At 68.3% G+C, this 14,771-nt stretch carries 11 protein-coding genes; 9 read left to right on the top strand and 2 right to left on the bottom strand.

The genetic code is table 11. The annotated features are described in order from the left end of the window. Window positions 1-205: 205 nt before the first annotated feature. Together I4Q42_RS20220 and I4Q42_RS20215 are read left to right on the top strand one after the other, a co-directional pair. Window positions 206-2,035, top strand: a complete 1,830-nt coding sequence (locus I4Q42_RS20220) for an alpha-amylase family glycosyl hydrolase (protein WP_198577897.1) — start codon at window positions 206-208, stop codon at window positions 2,033-2,035. Beyond that, window positions 2,032-3,660, top strand: coding sequence for an alpha-amylase family glycosyl hydrolase (locus I4Q42_RS20215; protein ID WP_198577896.1), 1,629 nt, complete (start codon window positions 2,032-2,034; stop codon window positions 3,658-3,660). The genes I4Q42_RS20220 and I4Q42_RS20215 overlap by 4 nt, the downstream gene beginning before the upstream one ends. A 209-nt stretch (window positions 3,661-3,869) precedes the next feature. On the opposite strand, the gene I4Q42_RS20210 is transcribed toward I4Q42_RS20215, so the two are convergent. Then, a complete protein-coding gene (locus tag I4Q42_RS20210; protein WP_332873121.1) occupies window positions 3,870-4,919 on the bottom strand; it encodes a LacI family DNA-binding transcriptional regulator in 1,050 nt (349 codons plus the stop codon). Between the two features lie 89 nt (window positions 4,920-5,008). Here I4Q42_RS20210 and I4Q42_RS20205 point away from each other — a divergent pair, with 89 nt between their 5' ends. The 6 genes from I4Q42_RS20205 to def all read left to right on the top strand — a co-directional run bounded on the left by I4Q42_RS20205 (window position 5,009) and on the right by def (window position 13,727). Beyond that, the gene (locus I4Q42_RS20205) at window positions 5,009-7,039 is read left to right on the top strand and encodes a glycoside hydrolase family 97 protein (RefSeq protein WP_198577895.1); all 2,031 of its coding nucleotides are present in this window, start codon (window positions 5,009-5,011) and stop codon (window positions 7,037-7,039) included. Window positions 7,040-7,506: 467 nt separating this feature from the next. Beyond that, window positions 7,507-9,042 carry an MFS transporter gene (locus I4Q42_RS20200; RefSeq protein WP_198577894.1) on the top strand — a complete coding sequence of 512 codons (1,536 nt, stop codon included), beginning with the start codon at window positions 7,507-7,509 and terminating at the stop codon, window positions 9,040-9,042. A gap of 8 nt (window positions 9,043-9,050) precedes the next feature. Further along, the gene (locus tag I4Q42_RS20195; protein ID WP_198577893.1) at window positions 9,051-11,387 is read left to right on the top strand and encodes a glucan 1,4-alpha-glucosidase; all 2,337 of its coding nucleotides are present in this window, start codon (window positions 9,051-9,053) and stop codon (window positions 11,385-11,387) included. Window positions 11,388-11,441: 54 nt separating this feature from the next. Then, window positions 11,442-11,858 (top strand): DUF5990 family protein, encoded by a 417-nt coding sequence (locus I4Q42_RS20190; RefSeq protein WP_198577892.1) that lies wholly within the window; start codon window positions 11,442-11,444, stop codon window positions 11,856-11,858. A gap of 43 nt (window positions 11,859-11,901) precedes the next feature. Next, on the top strand, window positions 11,902-13,197 hold the full coding sequence (gene rmuC / locus I4Q42_RS20185) for a DNA recombination protein RmuC (RefSeq protein ID WP_198577891.1): 1,296 nt from the start codon (window positions 11,902-11,904) through the stop codon (window positions 13,195-13,197). A gap of 8 nt (window positions 13,198-13,205) precedes the next feature. Then, on the top strand, window positions 13,206-13,727 hold the full coding sequence (def, locus tag I4Q42_RS20180; RefSeq protein ID WP_198577890.1) for a peptide deformylase: 522 nt from the start codon (window positions 13,206-13,208) through the stop codon (window positions 13,725-13,727). A 230-nt stretch (window positions 13,728-13,957) separates the two neighbouring features. On the opposite strand, the gene I4Q42_RS20175 is transcribed toward def, so the two are convergent. After that, on the bottom strand, window positions 13,958-14,137 hold the full coding sequence (locus tag I4Q42_RS20175; RefSeq protein ID WP_198577889.1) for a hypothetical protein: 180 nt from the start codon (window positions 14,135-14,137) through the stop codon (window positions 13,958-13,960). Between the two features lie 113 nt (window positions 14,138-14,250). Between I4Q42_RS20175 and I4Q42_RS20170 the strand changes: the two genes are divergently transcribed. After that, entirely contained in the window at window positions 14,251-14,769 is a 519-nt protein-coding gene (locus I4Q42_RS20170; RefSeq protein ID WP_198577888.1) for a hypothetical protein, read from the top strand. Window positions 14,770-14,771 lie beyond the last annotated feature (2 nt).

The following is a 14,771-nucleotide window of genomic DNA, read 5'->3' as shown; positions in this document are numbered from 1 at the left end:
TTGTCATGTTCCGTGACGGCAGCTTGCGTTTTCCTGCGCTGAGGCGGGGTTTTTGCGGCTATTTGGCCACAGTGCGACAGGTCTTCGGCGGCTGATCACCGGTCGAATGGATTGACAGCAGGTCAGTGGCTTTGCAAATATATGCAAAATCGATCTCGCGGCCCCGCCGTCGATGATCGCGACACAAGGGATGGAGGCGACGGGGATGAGCACCCGCAATCGGTGGGGGACGCTGGCGGCCGCGCTCGGCTGCGCCGGTCTCGCCGCGACCGTCGTCCCGGCCCCGGCCCTGGCGGCCTCCGAAACCTTCCGCGACCGGCTTCCCCAGGACGAAGTGATCTACTTCGTGCTGCCCGACCGCTTCGCCAACGGCGACCCGGCTAACGACCGTGGCGGCCTGAAGGGCGATCGCCTGGCCACCGGCTACGACCCGGCCGACAAGGGCTTCTTCCACGGCGGCGACTTCAAGGGCCTGGCCGGCAGGCTCGACTACATCCAGGGCCTGGGCGCGACCGCGATCTGGCTGGCGCCGATCTTCGTCAACAAGGTGGTGCAGGGCCCCAAGGGCCAGGAAAGCGCCGCCTATCACGGCTACTGGATCACCGACTTCACCGACGTCGATCCGCATCTGGGAACCAAGGCCGACTTCAAGGCCCTGGTCGATGCGGCCCATGCGCGGGGGATGAAGGTCTATCTCGACATCGTCATCAACCACACGGCAGACGTCATCAAGCTGAAGGAATGCGAGGGCCGGCGCTGCGACTATCGCGGCAAGGCCGACTATCCGGTCAGCCGGCGCGGCGGGGTTTCGGGCGCGGCGATCAACGCCGGTTTCGCGGGCGACGCCGACGGCTCGACTGAGAATTTTGCAAAGCTGACTCGGCCCGACTTCGCCTACACGCCCTACGTCCCGGCGGCCGAGGCACGGGTCAAGAAGCCCGACTGGCTGAACGACCCGATCTACTATCATAACCGCGGCGAGAGCGATTTCGTCGGCGAGAGCTCGCTCTATGGCGACTTCGCCGGGCTGGACGACCTCTACACCGAGCATCCGCGCGTGGTGGCCGGCTTCATCGACGTCTACGGCCAGTGGATCGACGAGTTCGGGATTGACGGCTTCCGCGTCGACACCGCCCGGCACGTCAATCCGCAGTTCTGGCAGGCCTTCGTGCCGGCCATGCTCGATCGCGCGAAGAAGCGGGGGATCCCAAATTTCCACATCTTCGCCGAGGTGGCCGATCCCGATCCGGTGACCCTGGCCCGCTCGACCGTGGTCGACGGCTTTCCGGCTCCGCTCGACTTCGCCTTCCAGCAGGCGGCGACCGAGGTGGTGGCGGGCAAGGCCGGAACCGACCGTTTCGCCCGGCTCTACGCCGCCGACGCGCTGTATCGTGGCGGCGAGACGGCGGGCGTCCAGATCCCGACCTTTCTGGGCAACCACGACATGGGCCGCTTCGGTCGCCGGCTGCTGAAGGGCCATCCCGACGCCCCGGACGCCGAGCTGGTCCAGCGCGACGTGCTGGCCCACGCCATGCTGATGTTCCTGCGCGGCGCGCCGACCCTCTATTACGGCGACGAGCAGGGCTTCACCGGCGACGGCGACGACAAGGACGCCCGCGAGGACATGTTCGCCAGCAAGGTGGACGTCTACAACGACAACCGCCTGATCGGCGGCAAGCCAGGCTCCGCCGATCGTTTCGATCCGACCGCGCCGCTCTATCGCGCCCTCGCCGGCATGGCCAAGGTGCGCGCCGCCGATCCGGCCCTGCGCTCGGGCCGTCAGGTGATCCGCGCCGCCGGCGACAAGCCCGGCCTGCTGGCCGTTTCCCGTCTGCTCCAGGGTCGCGAGGCCCTGGTCCTGTTCAACACCGGCCAGGTTCCGGTGGAGGCCCCGGTCGAGGTCGAGACGACTTCGGCGACCTGGCGTTCGGCTGTCGGGGCCTGCGCCCCGGCCGCCGCCGCCCCGGGCAGCTACCGCGTGACGATCGCGCCGCTCGACTACAAGATCTGCGTCTCGGAGGGCGCGCCACAGTGACCATCGAAAGCCTGGCGCAATCCGCCGCCCCCGCCGTTTCCCCCGCGCCCGCCGAATGGTGGCGCGGCGCGGTGATCTATCAGGTCTATCCGCGCAGCTACGCCGACTCCAACGACGACGGGGTGGGCGACCTGCCGGGCATTACCGCTCATCTGGAGCATATCGCGTCGCTGGGCGTAGATGCGATCTGGCTGTCGCCGTTCTTCGCCTCGCCGATGAAGGACTTCGGCTACGACGTGTCGGACTATCGCGACGTCGATCCGATCTTCGGGACCCTGGCCGACTTCGACGCCCTGATCGAAAAATCCCACCGCCTGGGCGTCAAGATCATCATCGACCTGGTGTTTTCCCACACCAGCGACGAGCACGCCTGGTTCGCCCAGAGCCGCGAAAGTCGAGATAATCCGTATGCGGATTGGTATGTGTGGGCCGACGCCAAGCCCGACGGCTCGCCGCCGTCCAACTGGCAGTCTGTGTTCGGCGGTCCGGCCTGGACCTGGGACGCCCGGCGCGGCCAGTACTACATGCACAACTTCCTGGCCTCGCAGCCGCAGCTGAACCTGCATAATCCCAAGGTTCAGGAGGCGCTGCTCGACGTCACCCGCTTCTGGCTGGAACGCGGGGTCGACGGCTTCCGCTTCGACGCCATCAATTTCTCGATGCACGACCCGGCCCTGACCGATAATCCGCCCCTGCCGCCGGGCGGCAAGCGCACCCGGCCGTTCGACTTCCAGGACAAGGTCCATAACCAGGGCCATCCGGACATTCCGAAGTTCCTGTCCCGGCTTCGGGCTTTGACCGACCAGTATGGCGACCGCTTCTCGGTGGCCGAGATCGGCGGCGACCGGGCCGACGAGGAGATGAAGCGGTTCACGGCCGGCGAGGATCACCTCAACAGCGCCTACAGCTTCCTCTACCTCTATGCCGACGAGCTACGCGACGAGCTGGTGCGCGGCGGGGCGACCGACTGGCCGGGCGCCGAGGGCGAGGGCTGGCCGTCCTGGACCTTCTCCAACCACGACGCCCCGCGGGCGGTGTCGCGCTGGGCCCGGGGGCGCGACCGCAAGGCCTTCGCCGAGATGGCCCTGCTGCTGCTGACCACCCTGCGTGGCAACGTCTTCGTCTATCAGGGCGAGGAGCTGGGCCTGCCCCAGGCCCACGTGCCGTTTGAGCGGCTGGTCGATCCGGAAGCCATCGCCAACTGGCCCCAGACCCTGGGCCGCGACGGCGCCCGCACCCCGATCCCGTGGAAGGCCGGGGCGGTCAATGCCGGCTTCTCCACCGTCGAGCCCTGGCTGCCGGTCGATCCTGAGCATCTGCCGCTGTCGGTGGACGCGCAGGAGGCCGACCCGGCCTCGACCCTGCACACCGCCCGCCGCCTGATCGGCCTGCGCGCCCAGTGGCCGGCCCTGAAGACCGGCGGCATGCATCTCGTCGATACCAACAGCCCGCTGCTGGTGTTCGAACGCGGCGAGGGCGAGGCGGCCCTGCTGTGCGTATTCAACCTCGGCTTCGAGGCCGTGCCGTGGGAGCTGCCGCAGGGCTGGATGGTGATCGACAGCGTCAACCTCGGCGCGCCGGGGGCCGTGCCGCCGCTGGGCGGCCTGCTGGCGAAGCGGGGGTGATCGTCTCCTGCAAAGCCCTCCCCCTCGATGGGGGAGAGGGCTTTCAATTTTTATCTCCCGTCATTCCCGCCCTTGGGGCGGGAAGCCCTCTGACAGCCGCAAGGGCAGGAGGGGCGGATCGCTGGCGATCCGCTGGCGCTTCACCTGCGAGCGGAGCCAGGGTTTCCCGCCACAAGGGCGGGAATGACGGGAATAAAAGAGAGTGGGCATCAGCCCCCGCAACTTTCCCGGATGATCAGATCCGTCGGCACCCGCTCGGACCGGCTCGCGCCCTGGCCGCTGGCGTCCAGCAGCTTCGACACCATCAGCCGGCCGGCCTTGGCCGTGTCCTGCGAGATCGTCGACAGGGCGGGACGCGAGTAGCGGGCGAAGGGCACATCGTCGTAGCCGATCACCGAGACGTCGCCGGGCACGGAAAGCCCCGCATGCTGCAAGGCGCGGATGGCGCCGAGCGCGATCAGGTCGGAGGCGGCCACGACGCCGTCGAACTTCACGCCGCGCTGGATCAGCGAGTCGATGCTGGCCTCGGCCGACTCGACCTCGAAGTGGGCCGGCACCACCAGGTCCGGATCGACGCCGAGGCCGAACTGTTCGACCGCGTCGAGATAGCCGCGGTGGCGCTGCATGGCTTCGGGGGCCTCGGTGTCGCCCAGGAAGACGATGCGCTTGCGGCCCAGGCGGGCCAGATGCAGCGTCGCGCGCTTGGCGCCCAGGGGGTTGTCCGAACCCACCGAGCAATAGGCCTGGTCGGGCAGTTGCGCGCCCCAGACCACGAAGCGGGCCTCGGTCTCGGCCAGGCGGTTGAAGGCGGTGTGCAGCCAGGACTGGCCCAGGAAGATCACCCCGTCGGCGCGGCTGGTGGTCATGGCCGCCGACAGGTCCTCGAAGCTGCCCGGGGCCACGTGGCTGACCAGGATATCGCAGCCGCGCTCGCGCGCGGCCTCGCCGACGCCGGCGAACAGTTCGAGGAAAAAGGGGTCCGACAGCCGGCCCTCGCGGTGCTGCGGGCGCGGCACGACGATGGCGATCGTGCCCTCGGCGCCGATCGGGCCGGCCGGCATGTAGCGGCGGAACGGATAGTCCATCTCGCGCGCCAGCTTCCAGATCAGCTGCTTGGTGCGTTGGTTGACAGCGGGACTGTCGTTCAGCGCCCGCGAGGCGGTGGAGATCGAGACGCCGGCCATCCTGGCCAGGTCTTCCAGACGCGTCGCCCCCTTGCTCACCGTTCCCCGACCCCGTGCGTTTTCGCGGCCGCAAATTTTGCCGCAAAAGTTTTCAGTAGCCCTCTTAACGCATCGACGCCCGCGCTTGGCAAGTGCGGCGCCATGCGGACTCCAGGAGCAGAAGCATGATCCTACGCCTTCTCGCCATCGCCGCCCTGGCGTTCGCGGCGTCGCCTTCGCTGGCGGCGGTGACCGCGACCGCCACCTCGCCCGACAAGGTGCTGAGCGTGTCGGTCACCACCGACAACGACGGCCAGCCCACCTATTCCGTCAGCCGCCTGGGCCGGCCGGTGATCGCCCCTTCGAAGCTGGGCTTCATCCTGGTCGACGCCCCCAAGCTGCAGCGCAATTTCGAGGTCGCCGACCAGAAGACCCGCAGCGTCGACGAGACCTGGGACCTGCCCTGGGGCGAACGCAAGTCCGTGCGCAATCGCTTCAACGAGCTGCGGGTGACCCTGGTCGAGAAGACCCCGCTGCACCGGCGGCTGGACGTGGTGTTCCGGCTCTATGACGACGGCCTGGGCTTCCGCTACGAGTTCCCCGACCAGGCCAACCTGAAGACCGCCCGTATCGGCGAGGAGCTGACCGAGTTCAGCCTCGTCGATGAGGCCACGGCCTGGTGGATCCCCGCCTATGAGTGGAACCGCGAGGAATATCTCTACAACAAGACCCCGATCGAAGAGGTGTCGATCGCCCAGACGCCGATGACCCTGCGCACCAAGGACGGGCTGCACGTCTCGATCCACGAGGCGGCCCTCGTAGACTATGCCGGCATGAACCTGGCCCGCGCCCAGGACCGCCGCTTCAAGGCCAGCCTGACGCCGGGCATCAGCGAGGCCAAGGTCGAGCGGGCCCTGCCGTTCCCCACGCCCTGGCGCACCCTGCAGATCGCCGACAGCGCCGGCGGCCTGGTGACCTCCAGCCTGATCCTGAACCTGAACGATCCCAACAAGCTGGGCGACGTCTCGTGGATCAAGCCGATGAAATATGTCGGCGTCTGGTGGGAGATGCACCTCGACCACAAGACCTGGGGTTCGGGTCCCAAGCACGGCGCGACCAACGACAACGTCATGCGCCACATCGATTTCGCCGCCAAGCACGGCCTGGGCGGGGTGCTGGTCGAGGGCTGGAACAAGGGCTGGGACGGCGCCTGGTTCGCCGACGGCTCGGAGTTCAGCTTCACCGAGTCCTATCCGGACTTCGACCTGAAGAAGCTCACCGACTACGCCCGCCAGAAGGGCGTGGTGCTGATCGGCCACCACGAGACGGCCGGCAACACCGTGGTCTACGAGCGCCAGATGGACGCGGCCTTCGACCTCTACAAGTCGGTGGGCGTGCCCGCGGTCAAGACCGGCTACGTCGCCGACGCCGGCGGCGCCCAGGTGCTGGGTCCGGACGGCAAGGTCCACTTCGCCTGGCACGAAAGCCAGGCCTTGGCCGGGCACCATGTGCGGGTGCTGGAAGCGGCCGCCAAGCGCCAGATCGCCATCAACTCGCACGAGCCGATCAAGGACACCGGCCTGCGCCGCACCTATCCCAACTGGATCAGCCGCGAGGGCGCGCGGGGCATGGAGTTCAGCGCCTGGGGCCAGCCCGGCAACCCGCCCGAGCATGAGGCCAACCTCGTCTTCACCCGCCTGCTGGCCGGTCCGATGGACTATACGCCCGGCATCTTCGGCATGAAGACCAAGGCCCCCGACGGCGTGGCCACCACCTGGGCCAAGCAGCTGGCGCTCTATGTCGTCATCTACAGCCCGATCCAGATGGCCGCCGACCTGCTCGAGAACTACGAGGCCAATCCCAAGCCGTTCAAGTTCATCGAGGACGTGCCGGTTGACTGGGCCGACACCAAGGTGGTCAACGGCGAGATCGGCGACTTCGTCACCATCGCCCGCAAGGACCGCAAGAGCGACGACTGGTACCTGGGCGCGGTCAGCGACGAGCAGGGCCGGGTGCTGAGCGCGCCGCTGTCGTTCCTCGATCCGGGCCGCAAGTACCGGGCCGAGATCTACCGCGACGGCGACAAGGCTGACTGGAAGACCGCGCCGCAGGACATCGTCATCGAGACCCGAGAGGTCACGGCGGCGGATACGCTGACCTTGCGGTTGGCCCCCGGCGGCGGCCAGGCGATCCGGTTCGTGGCGTTGAAGCGGTAGGCTTCCCGTCTCTCTTCTTGAGGAGTCATCGCCCGGCTTGTCCGGGCGACCCAAGCCGAGACGGCCGAGTCCGCTTGGGTCGCCCGCATGAAGCGGGCGATGACTTTCTTTTAGGGTAAGCCCCTCCACCGAGCATCCCCGGAGGCGGGGATCCAAGCGGCGGTCGGTTCGAACCGCCGCTGGTGATCTTGCAGCTCAGCTTGGGCCCCCGCCTCCGCGGGGGTGCTCGGAGAGTTTGCAAATTTATGGAAATTATTGCGCAGAGCTAGTCGCGAGCAACCTGGTTTCTGAAGGGATTTGCGGCCGCCTCAGCCGTGTAACGGCGCCTTCCACCCCAAGAATCCCAACAAATCCCCACTTCGCCGTTGCATCCCCCGCCACCCCATGCACAAATGCCCGCCGCAAGGCGCACTGCAAAAACTTGCGCAAACGGCCGGGAAAACCGGCGGCGTCACGGCGGGGAAGCGATGACCAAGGCCAGGCTGAGCCTCTTCCAGATCTGGAACATGTGCTTCGGATTCTTCGGGGTGCAGATCGGCTTCGGCCTGCAGAACGCCAATATCAGCCGCATCTTCCAGACCCTCGGCGTCGAGGTCGACAAGCTGGCCATCCTGTGGATCGCCGCGCCGGCCACCGGCCTGCTGGTCCAGCCGATCATCGGCTACCTGTCCGACAAGACCTGGGGGCGCCTCGGCCGCCGGCGACCCTATTTCTTCTGGGGCGCGATCCTGACCACGGCCGCCCTGTTCGTCATGCCCAACTCGCCGAGCCTGTGGATCGCGGCCGGAGCGCTTTGGATCATGGACGCCTCGATCAACATCACCATGGAGCCGTTCCGGGCCTTCGTCGGCGACAACCTGCCCGACGAGCAGCGCTCGACCGGCTACGCCATGCAGAGCTTCTTCATCGGGACCGGCGCCGTGCTGGCCTCGTGCCTGCCGTGGATCCTGACCAACTGGCTGCACGTGGCCAACACCGCCCCGGCCGGCCAGATCCCGGACTCGGTGCGCATCGCCTTCTACGCCGGCGGCGCGGTGCTGCTGCTGGCGGTGATGTGGACCGTCTTCACCACCCGCGAATATCCGCCCGAGCAGATGGCCGCCTTCGAGGCCGCCGAGGCCGCCGCCAAGGGAGAGGCCGTTTTGGCTGAAGGGGAGGCGGCCGGCCGTGGCGTTCCCGCCTACCTGGCCGGCGGCGCGCTGTGGACGATCGTCGGCCTCGCCGTCGCGGCGGGCGTCTATGCCACCAGGCTGGAAAAGGAACTCTACGTCCTGGCCGCCCTGATCGCCGGCTTCGGCGTCGCCCAACTGGTCGCCGGCCTGCTGAAGCGGGCGGCGCGTACGAAGAACGGCTTCTCCGAGGTGGTCGAGGACCTGTTCGCCATGCCGGCCACGATGAAGCAGTTGGCCGTCGTGCAGTTCTTCTCGTGGTTTGGCCTGTTCGCCATGTGGATCTACACCACGCCCGGCGTGGCGGCCTTCCACTACGGCGCGACCGATACGAGTTCGGCCGCCTACAACGCCGGCGCCGACTGGGTGGGGGTGCTGTTTGGGGTCTATAACGGCGTGGCGGCCCTGGCGGCCCTGCTGATCCCGGTCATCGCCCGCACCACCAGCCGCCGCGTCGCCCACGCGATCTGCCTCGTTCTCGGCGGGCTTGGCCTGCTGTCGTTCCTGGTGATCCGCGACTCCAAGCTGCTGGTGCTCGGCATGGTCGGCGTCGGCTTCGCCTGGAGCTCGATCCTGTCGGCGCCCTATTCGATCCTGTCGGGCTCGGTGCCGGTGCGGAAGATGGGCATCTATATGGGCCTGTTCAATTTCTTCATCGTCATCCCGCAGCTCCTGGCCGCCACCCTGCTGGGCCTGCTGCTCAAGACCTTCTTCGACGGCCAGGCGATCTATGCGCTCGTGCTGGGCGCGGCTTCGTTCCTGATCGCCGCCGTCGCCGTCTTCGCCGTCAACGACCCGGGCGAGCCCAAGCGGCTGGCCAAGTCTGCTTCGTGAGGCCCCTGATGCGTACCCTCAAGACCCTGATCCTGGCCGCCTCGGCCCTGACCGTCACCGCCTCGGCCGCCTGCGCCGCCGAGCCCGCCACGACCTGGGCCTATTCGGCCAAGACCGCCGTCGGCGCCTCGTACGAGGCCTATGTCGACGGCGCCTACAAGGACGGCGGCCGCACGGGCGCGGTGTCGAAGGTGTGGTTCTCGGTCGCCGACGGCGTGCTGACCGAAACCATGTACGGCCTGATCCACGAGGCCCAGATCAAGCAGATGCGGATCGCCGTGAAGACCGCCGACGGTCTTGCGGTGGAGGGTCGCGACACGACCGCCAAGACCGAATATCTGTATACGGATAAAAAGGGCCGACCGCTGTCGCCGGCCTACAAGATCACCACCACCGACAAGGCCGGCCGCTTCGTCATCGAGAAGCGGATCTTCACCGATCCCGACCGCAACGCCCTGTTCCTGCGGGTGACGGTCAAGGCTCTCAAAGGGCCGGTGACGCCGTTCCTGGTGCTGGAGCCGCACATGGCCAACACCGGCGGCAACGACGTCGGCTCGGCCGGCGCGCAAGGCCTGACGGCCGGCGAGGGCAAGGTCTATCTGACCCTGCGCGGCGACCGCCCCTTCGCCAAGGCCGCCGCCGCCAAGCTGGAGGGCAATGACGCCCTGAAGATCCTCGGCGACGGCGTTCTCCCCGCCACTTCCGAAGCCAAGGGGGCGATCGTCCTGGCCGCCCAGCTGCCGACCCAGGCCGGCGAGGCCACCTACGACTTCGCCATCGGCTTCGGCGCCGACCCCGGCGTCTCGGCCCAGACCGCCCTGGCCAGCCTGAAGACCGGCTATGCCGAGGTGCTGGCCCGCTACAACGGCGAGGGCGAGCGGGTGGGCTGGAGCGACTATCTCGCCTCGTTGAGCGAGCTGCCGCGCGTGGCCGCCCAGAGCGCCGACGGCGGCAAGCTGGCCTATGCCAGCGCCCTGATGCTGAAGGTGCAGGAAGACCGCACCCACGCCGGCGCCCTGATCGCCTCGCTGTCCAACCCCTGGGGCGACACCGTCGACGCCGGCAAGCCCTCGACCGGTTACAAGGCCGTCTGGCCGCGCGACTTCTACCAGTGCGCCATGGCTCTCGCGGCCCTGGGCGACAAGGAGACTCCGCTGGCGGCCTTCCACTACCTGCCCACCGTGCAGGTCGGCCCCAAGACGCCTGGCAACACCGGCGCCGGCGGCTGGTTCCTGCAGAAGACCGAGGTCGATGGCACGCCCGAATGGGTCGGCGTCCAGCTCGACCAGACGGCCATGCCGATCATGCTGGGCTGGAAGCTGTGGAAGCTGGGCTGGCTGAGCGAGCCCGACCTCAAGGCCTATTACGCCCGGATGATCAAGCCGGCGGCCGACTTCCTGGTGGACGGCGGCAAGGTCGGGATCGGCTGGAATAAGGCCACGATCACGCCGCCCTACAGCCAGCAGGAGCGCTGGGAGGAGCAGGACGGCCACTCGCCCTCGACCACGGCCGCGGTGATCGCCGGCCTCGTCACCGCCGGCGACATCGCTGACCTGGCGGGCGACAAGGCCTCGGGCGACCGCTACCGGGCCACGGCCGACGCCTATTCGGCCAAGGTCGAGGCGCGGATGTTCACCACCCGCGGCAAGTTCGGCGACGGCAGCTACTTCATGCGCCTGAACAAGAACGAGGACCCCAACGACAAAGCCCCGATCGGCGCCGCCAACGGCCAGATCGCCCCGCCCGAGGACGAGGTCGTGGACGGCGGGTTCCTGGAGCTGGTCCGCTACGGCGTGCGCCGGGCCGACGACAGCCACATTGTCGGCAGCCTGCCGGAGCTGGACGACACGGCGCGCGACGACCTCTATCGCGTGCGCTACGACTTCAGCTTCCCGGGGGTGAAGGGCGAGTTCCCCGGCTGGCGGCGCTATGACGTCGACGGCTATGGCGAGGACGCCAAGACCGGCGGCAACTACGGCGAGGGCGGCGAAATGAGCCCCGGCCAGCGCGGCCGCGTGTGGCCGATCTTCACCGGCGAGCGGGGCCATTACGAGTTGGCCCTGGCCGCCGAGAAGGGCAAGCCTTCCAAGGCCCAGATTGCCGCCATCCGCGCCCGCTACGTCAAGGCCATCGAGCTGTTCGCCAATGACGGCCTGCTGATCCCCGAACAGGTGTGGGACGGCGTCGGCGCCGACGCCCGCCACCCCTATGTGAAGGGCGAGGGCACGGACTCGGCCACGCCCCTGGCCTGGTCGCACGCCGAGTACCTGAAGCTGCTGCGCTCGCTGGCCGACGGCCAGGTCTGGGATCGCTACGAACCGGTGGCGGCCCGCTACGCGAAGTAGAGGAGTTTCGCCCGGGCGCGGCGTCGTCTACGACTTCGCCCCGGGAGAAGCACCATGACCGGTCAGCCGATCACGCTAAGGCTGCGCATCCAGGACCCGATCCCGGGCGTGGCCTACAGCCTGCAGGACAAGAAGAACCACCCCGTGGGACCGGTGCTTGCTGGCGACGCGCCGCTGGCCTTCGACGTGCCCGTGCGCCTGGCGCCCGGTCCGCGGTTCCTCGGCGAGTTCGTCCGCAGCGAAGGCCCCAGCCGGCGGTTCGTCTATATCGCCATCGGAACCTCGGCCGGCGATCATGCCTCGCCCTGGAGCCGGCGCGCCAAGATCGACATTCACACCATCCCGGCGGACCTGCTGGCGCGGGCCCTGGAGGGCGCTGTGCTCGAGGTCCTGCTGCCCGGCAAGGCCAGGGACGGCGGCCCGGCCTGCGCCACCGCGGTCCCGATCGCGCCCTGGCGCGTGGCGGACTGACGCCCGCCTTTCTTCCACCTTCGACTCCGGCTAAGAACGGAGCATGAACAGCGTCGCCCCCTATCTGATCCTCGCCCTCGTTTTCCTGCTCGCCGCGGCCGGAGCGGTCGTCTGGGCGATCGTGGCGCAGCGCAAGGCTGCAGGCGCCCAGCAGGAAGTCTGGCGGCTGGGCTCGCAGCTGGAGCAGGCCAATGCGCGCTTTCAGATGCTGGAAGACCAGTCGGCGACCCAGATCGAGCTGATCCGCGCCCAGGCAGAAAAAAGCGCCCAGGCCGTGGCCGAGCAACTGATCAAGCGGGCCGACGACAACGCCAAGAGCCGCGACCAGCTGACCCACGCGCGCCTGGAGGCCCAGCTGAAGCCGGTGGCCGAGACCCTGGCCAAGTTCGAGGCCCAGGTCACCGCCGTCGAGAAGTCGCGGGCCGAGGAGAGCGGCGGGCTGAAGGCCCAGATCGCCGCCCTGATGGAGGCCTCGACCGCCACCCAGACCGAGGCCCGCAAGCTGTCGGCCGCCCTGCGTCGGGGCGCGGGGGTGCAGGGGCGCTGGGGCGAGCAGATGCTGCGCAACGTGCTGGAGATGGCCGGCCTCAAGCACGGGGTCGACTTCACCGAGCAGGTGCAGCTGGACGGCGGCCGCATCCGTCCCGACGTGGTCGTGCGGATGCCGCGCAACGCCGCCTTCGTCATCGACGCCAAGTGCTCGCTGAACGCCTATCTGGAAGCCCAGGACGCCGTCGACGACGTCACCCGCGAGGCCGCCTATCTGCGCCACGCCGCCAGCTTGCGCACCCACATCCAGCAGCTGTCGGCCAAGGCCTATTGGGACGCCCTGGAGGTCTCGCCCGACTTCGTGGCCATGTTCGTGCCCGGCGACGGCATCCTGGCCGCCGCCCTGGAGCGCGCGCCCGAGCTGATGACCGAGGCCATGGAGAAGCGGGTGATCATCGCCACCCCCTCGACCATGTTCGCCCTCTGCAAGGCGGTGTCCTACGGCTGGCGGGTCGAGGAGCAGGCCAAGAACGCCGTCGAGGTCGCCGCCCTGGGGCGCGAACTCTACAAGCGCGTCGCCGACATGGGCGGCCACGTGGCGGGGGTGGGGCGCTCGCTGTCGCAGGCCGTCGACAAGTACAACGCCTTCGTCGGCTCGCTGGAGAGCCGGGTGCTGCCCAAGGCCCGCGAGTTCGAGAAGCTGAAGGTCGAGCACGGCGGCAAGGGCATCGATGAGCTGGCGGCGGTCGATACGGCCGTGCGCACCGTCACAAAGCTGGACATCACGGAAGTTACGGACGGGGTGGGACAATCCCCCGCCTTGACCCTCGGAAACGGGACGCCTACCTGAGTGACGTTATGGCTATCCGTCGCATCCTCACCATCGACAGCCCCGCCGACCTGGCGACGCTGAAGAAGATCTCCACGCCCGTCGAGGCCGTCACCGACGACCTGCGCACCCTCATGGATGACATGCTGGAGACCATGTACGACGCCCCCGGCATCGGCCTGGCCGCCGTGCAGGTCGGCGAGCCCGTGCGGGTCATCGTCATGGACCTGGCCCGCGAGGGCGAGGAGCCGGCCCCGCGCTTCTTCGTCAATCCCGAGCTGTTCGATCCGTCGGAAGAGCTGTTCGTCTACGAGGAAGGCTGCCTGTCGGTGCCGGAATATTACGACGCCGTCGAGCGTCCGGCCCGCATCAAGCTGCGTTACCTGAACTACCAGGGCGAACAGGTGGAAGAAGAGGCCGAGGGCCTGTTCTCCGTCTGCATCCAGCACGAGATGGACCACCTGGAAGGCGTTCTCTTCATCGACCACCTCTCGCGCCTGCGCCGCGACCGCGCCATGGCCAAGGTCAAGAAGGCGCGCCGGGCCGCTTGATGCTGGCCTGAGCGGTTGAAGACAAGAGCCCCGGCCGAAAGGCCGGGGCTTTTTGTTTGTCCCTCTCCCCCTTGCGGGAGAGGGTGGCCTCGCGGCGCGAGGTCGGGTGAGGGGTCTCTCAAACCTTTCCGCCGCGACGGCGGCACGGCCGGGCGCGGCGTCTGATTTCTGAGAGACCCCTCATCCGACGGCCTTCGGCCGCCACCTTCTCCCGCAAGGGGAGAAGGGACTTAGCCGTCCTCGTCCTCATCCACCGCATCCTCCAGCGGCGCGTCGCCTTCGCCCGGATCGCGTTGGGCGGCCAGGTCGCGGGCGCCGACGCCGATCCCCTGCTGGATGGCGCGGTTGGCCTCGGGCGTCGAGGGATCGTAGGCGGCGTCGTCGGCTTCGGTGTCGGCGGGTTCGGCCATGGGTGTTCTCCTGGGGTTCGGAGAGACAACGGAGCGCCGCCCAGCCACGTTCCGCGATTGAGGCGGGCGGGGAGATTTCCTATGCTCACGCAACCAAAGGGCGTGGGGGCGTGATGGCGAAAAGCTTGCGGCGGGCGTCGAGCGCCCTGGCGCTGGTCGGCGGCGCGGGACTGCTGGCCGGCTGCACCTTCGTCGACGAGCCCCGGCGAGACGCCCGTGAGTTCCTCGCGGCGACGCCAACCGACCAGATCATGTGCACCGTCAATCCTGACGACGCCGGCGAGATCTGGTTCTCGACCGCCGCCCACCAGTTCCGGCTTGTCGTCGCCCAGTCGCGCGTCAGCGGCCTGGCCAAATGCAACGTCTGGCTTCGCAGCCTGCCGCTCTATTACGTCAGCGGCGACACCAACATCACCTTCGTGATGGACGGCTGCCGCGTCGCGCGGTCCTACACGCTCGACGCCCCCAACCAAGGGATGGTCGGTGTCGACAACCAGGGCTGCGCACGCCGGTCCGATTTCACCTTGGTCGAAGACGGCTTGCCCCACTACAGGATCGAGCGGGCCGACGATCGGCGGACCGCGACTAGGTCGCGCCACGTTCCCCTTTCCCCGCGCACCATCCCGCGCTAACC

Origin of the sequence: Caulobacter hibisci (assembly GCF_016135805.1) — a bacterium.
GTDB classification, from domain to species: domain Bacteria; phylum Pseudomonadota; class Alphaproteobacteria; order Caulobacterales; family Caulobacteraceae; genus Caulobacter; species Caulobacter hibisci.
This window is presented reverse-complemented; position numbering and strand designations above follow the sequence as displayed.

Bases quoted from the DNA above. Each gene is read 5' to 3' on its own strand.
- I4Q42_RS20175 (WP_198577889.1), bottom strand. From the start codon at position 14,137: ATGGCCGAACCCGCCGACACCGAAGCCGACGACGCCGCCTACGATCCC.
- I4Q42_RS20200 (WP_198577894.1), top strand. From the start codon at position 7,507: ATGACCAAGGCCAGGCTGAGCCTCTTCCAGATCTGGAACATGTGCTTC.
- rmuC (WP_198577891.1), top strand. From the start codon at position 11,902: ATGAACAGCGTCGCCCCCTATCTGATCCTCGCCCTCGTTTTCCTGCTC.
- I4Q42_RS20190 (WP_198577892.1), top strand. From the start codon at position 11,442: ATGACCGGTCAGCCGATCACGCTAAGGCTGCGCATCCAGGACCCGATC.
- I4Q42_RS20220 (WP_198577897.1), top strand. From the start codon at position 206: ATGAGCACCCGCAATCGGTGGGGGACGCTGGCGGCCGCGCTCGGCTGC.
- def (WP_198577890.1), top strand. From the start codon at position 13,206: ATGGCTATCCGTCGCATCCTCACCATCGACAGCCCCGCCGACCTGGCG.
- I4Q42_RS20195 (WP_198577893.1), top strand. From the start codon at position 9,051: ATGCGTACCCTCAAGACCCTGATCCTGGCCGCCTCGGCCCTGACCGTC.
- I4Q42_RS20205 (WP_198577895.1), top strand. From the start codon at position 5,009: ATGATCCTACGCCTTCTCGCCATCGCCGCCCTGGCGTTCGCGGCGTCG.
- I4Q42_RS20170 (WP_198577888.1), top strand. From the start codon at position 14,251: ATGGCGAAAAGCTTGCGGCGGGCGTCGAGCGCCCTGGCGCTGGTCGGC.